The sequence below is a fragment of the Nocardia brevicatena NBRC 12119 genome (assembly GCF_000308495.1).
Classification (GTDB): Bacteria; Actinomycetota; Actinomycetes; order Mycobacteriales; family Mycobacteriaceae; genus Nocardia; species Nocardia brevicatena.
The window spans coordinates 1-542 of sequence record NZ_BAFU01000154.1; the positions used below are offsets into that span (position 1 = coordinate 1).

The window sequence follows — 542 nt, forward strand, 5'->3', positions numbered from 1 at the left end:
CTTGCGGCGCCCGCCGCGCGACAGCTCCCGCACCCGCGCAGTCGCTGTCGCGGGAACATCGGTGACCACCTCACCTTGCGTGATCAGCCACTGAGCAAGGTGCCGGCCCAGCCCCCACGCGTTCTCTACTGCCCATCGGCGCTCGGGGAACCGGCGCGCCCATTTCAACAGCCGCCGATACTCCCGCGAGGTCGCCTCGATACGTATCGTGTCCAGCGTTTGGTGGGTGCCCGATTCCAGCGCCGCCGCCGTGTGGCTGGACTTGTGGGGATCGATCCCGATCACGACCATCTGCCGCGTTTCCTTTCCGACATCGAATGAGGAAGCCGCAGGCGACATTCCGGCTTTCGGCCTGTGTCGATCACACCTCTGTTGAGTCAACCCGGCGGCCGGTGCCGAACCGGGGCGCAAACCCCCGACGAGCCAGCCCACTGGGCGGCAGGAACCTCACGAGCCAGCCCCGGCCCGGCACCTCCGGAAGACTACGGCCAGTGATCACCCAACCCGTCCTACCGGTGCTCTCATACAAGCCGGAACCTCAG

The 542-nt window shown here is 67.0% G+C and carries 1 protein-coding gene; it reads right to left on the reverse strand.

All coding sequences use genetic code 11. The annotated features are described in order from the left end of the window. Positions 1-291 (reverse strand): IS110 family transposase (locus ON20_RS25705; RefSeq protein WP_157228994.1); only part of this gene is annotated, 291 nt, incomplete at its 3' end. Positions 292-542 lie beyond the last annotated feature (251 nt).